This is a genomic window from Candidatus Magnetaquicoccus inordinatus, from assembly GCF_004217665.1.
GTDB classification, from domain to species: Bacteria; Pseudomonadota; Magnetococcia; order Magnetococcales; family Magnetaquicoccaceae; genus Magnetaquicoccus; species Magnetaquicoccus inordinatus.
The window spans coordinates 1-1,423 of the sequence record NZ_RXIU01000440.1; the positions used below are offsets into that span (position 1 = coordinate 1).

Annotated in this window: 2 protein-coding genes; one reads left to right on the top strand and one right to left on the bottom strand. The window is 50.0% G+C overall.

The genetic code is table 11. From position 1 onward, the window contains the following. Positions 1-567: hypothetical protein (locus EJP87_RS18140; protein WP_193771474.1), on the top strand; the 567-nt coding region annotated here is incomplete at its 5' end. A gap of 188 nt (positions 568-755) precedes the next feature. On the opposite strand, the gene EJP87_RS16365 is transcribed toward EJP87_RS18140, so the two are convergent. Then, a partial coding sequence (locus EJP87_RS16365; protein ID WP_227657720.1) for an integrase core domain-containing protein occupies positions 756-1,423 on the bottom strand: 668 nt, incomplete at its 5' end.

Sequence of the window (1,423 nt, forward strand, 5' to 3'; positions counted from 1 at the left end):
ATACAGGGCGATTTTCCTTTTCCACAGGAAACAGAATTAAGTTTCCTTGCCATGGTGAAAAAGACAGACTTTGTGTTGCTTTGTCAACAGAACCCGCCTTCAGGCTCTCACATTGTGCGGATTGCCAGTGCTTTGCTGTCGTCGCGGGATAACATTGCAGAAGCCGCAAAACAGCATTTAGAAAATCAACTGCTTGCATGTTTGGATACCATTGTCAGACACTACGCAGACAAAACCAATCATGCCACACCATTGATAGCCAACAGCTCACAGCCAGAGTTAGTTTCCGGTCACGAAGATGCAGCAATAGTGAGTCACGAACAGATATCTGAGAAGGCGGATGTATTGACAAACTTTTTCGAGGCTGTTCGCCATTTAGCTCATATTGCAGGTCATCAAGATCAGTCGGCGGAGCGATTTGCGCAATTAATCAGTCCAATATGCTCACAGCACGCGCCCGCTTTGGCTCCTTTTTTGCGACCGATACTTCAAAATCTGGTGGAGAAGTTGCCCCCGACAATAGGGCATCATTTGTGGCATCCCTTGATGATGCTCCGTGCTGTCTGACCGAACGGTGAACAAGAACCGTCAGAAAGGTGGGATGCCGAATTTTTCGATGAGGTTCATACAGCAGATTCTGTATGCCTTTTACTCGAAATCAAATCGACTGGCGCGTCTGGATTCCTGCGCGAAATTTCCATCGGCGTGTAACCATAGTGCTTGGTGGCTATGCCCGTTTGTCAAATTTGAAAAGCTCACGCCGCCTCCCTGTAATACGAGCGGGTGATGCCGCCAAGGATCTCCCTGCTGCGGATTGACCCGGTTTCCTGGGGGCGGAAATCCACCTTGAGTACATTGTTGCCAATGCCAGCCCCAGTATGAGGCCTTTCCTGGTTGTAATGGCGTAGCCAGGTTTGTTGGATGTAGTCAAGTTGGGATAGACTGAAACAGAAAAAGAAATCCAGTACCTCGCGTTTCAGGGTGGCGATGAATGACTCGCAAAATGCGTTCGCCTCGGGGGCACGGTGCGGAATCTGGATGATTCGGATACCTTCCGATTTCCACACTTCCTTGAACGTCCCGGAAAATTTTGTGTCGGCGTCGCGGATGAGATATTCAGGTTTGATGTTTTGCTCGTCGCACCACATCAAGGCATTGCGGGCTTGTTGAGTTACCCAGGCACTGTTCGGCGAATAGGTGGGAGGGGAGCAAAATACCTGCCGACTGCGCAGGTGGATGAACACCAGGGAGTAGGCCGTCATTTTGCCCATGGGGGTGAATACATCCTTGGTAAAAAAATCGCATGCCACGATGGACTCCAAATGCGCCTTGATGAAGGTCAACCAAGGGATCGGCGGCTTCTTCTTTTCTTTCTCTGGCGTTGGGTGAATCCCAGCATCGGTGAGGATGCGTTTGACAGAGG